The sequence below is a fragment of the Bacillus sp. 05T31 genome (assembly GCF_056396725.1).
Genome location: NZ_JBFTMA010000230.1, coordinates 1 through 5,836, shown reverse-complemented (window position 1 = coordinate 5,836; position 5,836 = coordinate 1). Strand labels below are relative to the sequence as shown.

The window sequence follows — 5,836 nt, the reverse complement described above, 5'->3', positions numbered from 1 at the left end:
ACTATACTGAAAGCAGCTGTTTCCTAATGTATTTATCTTCTATGCATTTGTAGTAATGTTATCGTTAAATTTTCTAAATCTCCATCATTTTTAATTTCCTGTATGACTTTTCCTTCTTTCATAAAGAGTATCCGGTCACCAATTTCAGCAGCTACATCCATCATATGTGTGGAAAAAATAATCATGGTACCATCTCTTTTTAAAGTCTTTAATATTGTTAAAAACTCATCTACCCAATACGGATCCAGGCCATTTGTCGGTTCGTCTAATATCAAAATTTTAGGATTTCCAAGGTACGCCTGCCCAAATAATAGCCTCTGTCTCATCCCTTTAGATAATCTATGTAACCGTTCATTTTTTTTCTCATTTAAGCCTATTGATTTAATAACTGCCTGTACTTTTTCTTTTCCTATATTTCGAAAAGCAGCATAAAAGAATAAAAATTCTTGAACTGTCATATCTTGCTGTGCATGAAAATCATCTGGCATATAACCTATTTCACTCACATACTGTTTTCTATCTTTCTGTAATTCTATATTCCCTAATTGAACGGTACCAGTTGTAGGTGTTGTAATTCCAGCAATTATATCAAGGAGCGTACTTTTCCCAGCTCCATTCCCACCGCATAATACGATACACTCTCCTTGTTTACTTTGAAATGAGATTGGAGATAATGCTATTTTCTTTTTATATCTTTTACATACTTCTTTGAGATTTAATACTGTCATTTTTTTCTTCTCCTCTCCATTTGCCACCCCGCCACAAACAAGAACACGATTGTATAGATAATGCAGTATATTAGTAGAATCCAAATAACAGCTTTACTTTGAAAAATCATTACCAATTGATCATATACTTGCCCAAATATTGCTCCACCACCTAATTGAATTACAAATATAATTCGAAGGAATTCTGCTGGGTTGCAAAACAATAACATTTTTATTAATGGTGCAATCATTGAATATGGAACAAAATTAAGAACACTAATTAAAGCCGTTGGCCACATCATAATAAGAAAGAACCAAACTACGATACTTATGGCTAAAGCTTGCCACCTAGTTATAGAAAAAGAACCGATTGTTATTCCCAGTAATAAAAATAAAAAAATTAATAAAACAGAGAAGATATACGTTGCTACCACCCAAAATATATCAAAATTACTACCGCTTACTAACCCAATGATTATACTTACTCCAAAACTCATTGAAAAAATAGCTGTTTGCGCTATAAATTGACCGATTATTTTACCTATTACATATGAGGTACTCTTTAAAGGATACGTACATAAAAGTCTCCATTTCCCATTTTCCACTTCGCCTGCGATAGAAAATGCTCCTATAATTAACATAAGTAAGGGTACAATATATAAAATAAGGTTTACCATTGTCCCCGTCACATTTGTATAACCTACTAAAGACGGGGTATTTCTTTCCATAACAAATATTAAAGAAAATATAGTTATCCAAAGAAACAAAAACATGTATGCAAGTTTACCCCTTGCTGCACTACGCCATTCTGAATATAATATATTCCACATAGCTATTCACCTCTCTACTGAAAAAGACAACCATAGTTGGTTGTCTTTTTCTCACTAATTTTTCATAGTAATAATCACTTATTAGTGAGAATGTCCACTACCATGATCTTTCTTTTCTTTTCCCATCATCTCTTTATTCATTTCCCATTTATGTTCTGCAAGCTCTTTAGAAGAAAGGATTTCCCCAGTATGTTTTTCTACGAAGCTGTCTGCATCTTTCTTTTCTTTAAAAGAAATTACATTATAAGCCATTGGCGTCTTAATTGATTTGTCATATATATATGTAGCTTTATCCACTGCAACCCAATCTTTTGTATTGTAATCTCTTACAAATTTCTCTTGTGTTTTTTCATTTTTATGTTCATCCATCCATTTATACATACAACCAATATCATCAAATTTTAGAGCTTTTCCATTTTCTAAAATAACCTCAGTTGCAAATTGATTATCCATTACTGCCATATTACAAATAGCACACTTATCATTTTTTTCATTAATAGCAACCGGTTTTGTTTCTTTGTTACCACATCCTACTATGGCAAATACCATACATAAACAAATAGCAAATAACATATACTTAACTCTCATCAATTTTTCCTCCCTAAAATAAACAATATACTTCCCATTAGTAACATACTTACACTTACAATCAAAATGTTAGACTGAAATGCCATCCCCTCACCTTTTTGCGGAACACCTTTTGGCCTCATGCTAGGCTCTTTATCTAGCAATAAAGATTGATCTGGAATTTTTATGAAACTTTGTAAAATACGCATCCCTGGTGATTGAAAGAACAACTGATATTCTGGAATATCTTGTGTTAACAGAAGAAAATAGGCATCTGCTTTGTATGGAATATTACTAGTACCTGAACCGTCTGCATCTACTTTTAAAGAAGCGTCCCAATAATTATTATAGATATTGTTTTCCCTGCTTTGTGTAGCTTGCGATTCATTAACATTCCCCATCATTACATTTTGAGTAAATTCATTTGCACTGGCATCTTTAAATTGTAAACCGATAAAATTATTAGAAATTGAGTTATCCATAATAGTATTGTGATCTGCCTTTTCTACATAAACCCCTACTCTATTATTAGCAATTTCATTTTGTAAAACTTTTGTTTTTGTCGCATCATATAGTAATAAGCCTTGTGCATGAACATTACTTTTATTGTAAATAAAGCGATTTCCTACTACAGATGTTTCCTTTGTTCCCATAATCATAGCACCTGTTGTATTTTCTTTTGATATATTTTTTTCAACAACTGTCCTATCAGAATACATAAGATGAATGCCATAACGAGACTGCCAGATTGTATTTTCCTTTATTGTATTATTGTCGCTTTGTTCCAAATAAATACCATCACGGGCATTTTGGATTTTGATGTTCTCAATAAGATTGCGATTGGATTGCCATAAATCAATTCCATTAGCCCGTCTTTGTCCAACGATCATACTATTCTCAATCTTTATATCCCTAGCATTTTCTAACTTAATCCCTATATATGACGTATGAACTTCCAATCCACTGATGTAGTGCTTATCTCCCTCTACAAATATTGCTGGCTGATCAGTATTATCATTACATTGTTCTATTTTCAAATCTTTAAGGATAATGTTTTCCTTATTTATTGTAATGACAGGATCTTTACCACAAGAGATTATTTTAGTATTTTTATCTCCTTGTATTGTAAGCGGTTTTGATATTTTAATTGTATCATTATAAGCTCTATTCTCTAATGTAATTGTTTCATATGGGGAAGCCGCGTCAATTTTTGATTGTAATGTAGACTCCGCATGAATACTTACTCCTGGAAAACAAAAAAATAAAAATAACAGAAGAGGAGAACAAATCTTCTTCATATACAGTTCCCTTCTCTCAAAGCTATTAGTTATCACTATAGAAGAGAATACCAATAATTTGTGTGAAATTTGTGAAAAATAAACGTAGTTTTTGTGATACATATAAGATTATACCTGAAGGTAAAAGAGTTACTACACTTCATTAGAACATGATTTTTAAACAAATAAGTTTGTTTAAAGAAGCCAATACCTACAACTCATTTATTCGCAATTATACATACGATATTTATATAAACCCAGTCAAGAAATTACTACAAGTAGTTATTGAATTACGTACAAAAGAAAAGTTTGTTAAGGCAGCCGTATAAGAGTTATGAACATTATTTTTTATTTGCGTATGTACCACCTTTTTATAGTAACCATGTTTTACTACTTGCCTAACATCATCTACTTCAATTTTCATTATTTGTGAAACATCTACAACAATTGTATTCTGCAGAACACTCACTACAAATCCCGTTAATTGCAAGTTAGGATTTTTACGATATGAAAATTGAACGTAATCCCCAATTGCTGCCTTTTTGTTATGCTCCATTTGGTACCCCCTAAATTATCATTAATTATTCAATAGGTTTCCCCTTTTTTGCTTCTTCATACTGGTTGGCAAGTTTATAAAAGAACACGTAATCCTATTTTTCATAGCCTCTACTGCAGTAATTATACCGATAAGACTTCAATCTTAAATAAAATAAATACTTAATTATTTTATGGATTTTGTATAGCACTTTTATATTAAAATGAAAGTAAATTAACATTCAAAAATTCACTTTCAAATATTATATTATTACTGGCTAAGTAGTTTAGACCTTCTTGTCCTATGTTCAAAAGGTTTAGACTTTCATGTCCAGTTATTGAGACATGAAAGTACCTACAAAATTTATGATAATGGCTATTTATCAACGATTGTTCATGAGATCTTAGTTTAGACTTTTATGTCTTTTTACAATTAATGATTTGTTGTACAAGGACAAGAAACTCCAAACTATTTAGACAAGAAAGTCTAAACTTTCRYTTTTRGAWWTTGRTTGGGACAAGAAAMTCYAAACTAAAATTTTATAGATTTACAKAACTAGCCACATTTAATCTTGTGCAAGATGCTCCCCTTCTTACCTAATGACCTATACCATCATTTTCGTTAATTTATTAATATAAATATAATGTTTTTGATGGATTATGAGGGTTACATTATCTTGAAGGAAAACTTTTCCCCCAACAATTCATATATGATTCAAAAGGTCTATGTATTTTTGAAGTCCTTCAAAATGTTATCTCGAACCTTTCGACACATTGATTTTTATAGAAATATAACTACTTCAAAAGGCGTACCTTTTGGGACAAAAAAATAGAATCCTTATGATAAGGATTCTGCAACAAGAAAGAACAAACATATAATAATAAAAAGAATTACTTATATTATAATTTAATAATAAAACAAAAAATATTGAGAAAATTTAGAATGGATTGAATGTCACTACACGCTTAATTATAATTGATTAAGAGTTGGAGTAGTAATCTGTCATCTGTTCCTTTTTTAAAGAAGATTGATCTCAATCTTCTTTTTTTGGGTGTTTTTTCCTCTTCCCTCGAAAAAGGAAAAAGAATTACTTAAGAATTGTGGAAATTGCTTGCTTGTAGACTAGTTGTTGCTTWCCATGAACCATCATAAGAACAGTAAATTTATCCGTTGCAAGAATCTGCCCGCGTATGGGAACCCCATTCTTTAAAAATATAGTGATATCCCCTTTTTTCTCTTTTAATTGTTCATACATATCTTCTTGTAAGTTATACATGAAATGCGCCCCCTATTTTTATCTACTTTTCTTTTAATACTTGCTACTATACAACAATCGTATCACATTTAAATTTAAATGCCGCTCTAGGTACATATTTCGCAAGAAATCTATCAAAAATATAAATAAAATGTCCATTTTACATGAAGTAGTACCCCTAAAAAGTAAAACTAAGTTCATGTTTTTTTATAATTAGTAAAATAGACAGTTAAATATTCATATAAAAACCCCGTTATATCAGTACATACACATGATACAACGGGGTTTTATGGGTTTAATGTAGTTAAATAAAAAAGATTGATCATATAAAACAAAGTTTGATTATTTAAAATAAAGATCGATTAAAAATCCTGTGTTAATATGCAGGATTTCTTCTTGTTCCACAAACGGGCCAGATTGTTGAAGAAAACCCGTTYMTGCTAKAAACTAMATGGWATACTAATCATAAAATACTTTAAAAAGKGRGGATATCAATGGTTGTAAAGAATAAAGAGGATTTTAATGGCTTAAAAGTAATTGGTGAAATCTGTGGGGCGATTCGAGATGAATTAGTCCATAGTACGAAACCTGGAATTACCACAAAAGAACTCGATGAAATTGCGAGAGAGATGTTTGAAAAAGCAGGAGCTCAATCTGCCCCAAAA

5 protein-coding genes and 2 pseudogenes are annotated in these 5,836 nt (G+C 30.9%); 1 reads left to right on the top strand and 6 read right to left on the bottom strand.

Annotated elements, in window-relative coordinates; translation table 11 throughout:
• Nucleotides 1-32: 32 nt before the first annotated feature.
• The 6 genes and pseudogenes from AC1DJR_RS15110 to hfq form a co-directional block, all read right to left on the bottom strand.
• On the bottom strand, nucleotides 33-728 hold the full coding sequence (locus tag AC1DJR_RS15110; RefSeq protein WP_016119309.1) for an ABC transporter ATP-binding protein: 696 nt from the start codon (nucleotides 726-728) through the stop codon (nucleotides 33-35).
• Nucleotides 725-1,537 (bottom strand): ABC transporter permease, encoded by an 813-nt coding sequence (locus tag AC1DJR_RS15105; RefSeq protein ID WP_002167251.1) that lies wholly within the window; start codon nucleotides 1,535-1,537, stop codon nucleotides 725-727. The genes AC1DJR_RS15110 and AC1DJR_RS15105 overlap by 4 nt, the downstream gene beginning before the upstream one ends.
• Nucleotides 1,538-1,618: 81 nt before the next feature.
• The gene (locus AC1DJR_RS15100; protein ID WP_215586145.1) at nucleotides 1,619-2,125 is read right to left on the bottom strand and encodes a nitrous oxide reductase accessory protein NosL; all 507 of its coding nucleotides are present in this window, start codon (nucleotides 2,123-2,125) and stop codon (nucleotides 1,619-1,621) included.
• Nucleotides 2,125-3,402, bottom strand: coding sequence for a right-handed parallel beta-helix repeat-containing protein (locus AC1DJR_RS15095; protein WP_429688938.1), 1,278 nt, complete (start codon nucleotides 3,400-3,402; stop codon nucleotides 2,125-2,127). Before AC1DJR_RS15095 ends, AC1DJR_RS15100 begins: the two co-directional genes overlap by 1 nt.
• 316 nt (nucleotides 3,403-3,718) lie before the next feature.
• Nucleotides 3,719-3,937, bottom strand: a pseudogene (locus AC1DJR_RS15090) (DUF2187 family protein); the annotation flags it as partial.
• A gap of 1,066 nt (nucleotides 3,938-5,003) precedes the next feature.
• The gene (gene hfq / locus AC1DJR_RS15085; RefSeq protein ID WP_088045360.1) at nucleotides 5,004-5,192 is read right to left on the bottom strand and encodes an RNA chaperone Hfq; all 189 of its coding nucleotides are present in this window, start codon (nucleotides 5,190-5,192) and stop codon (nucleotides 5,004-5,006) included.
• Between the two features lie 473 nt (nucleotides 5,193-5,665).
• Between hfq and AC1DJR_RS15080 the strand changes: the two are divergent.
• A pseudogene (locus tag AC1DJR_RS15080) lies at nucleotides 5,666-5,836 on the top strand (type I methionyl aminopeptidase); the annotation flags it as partial.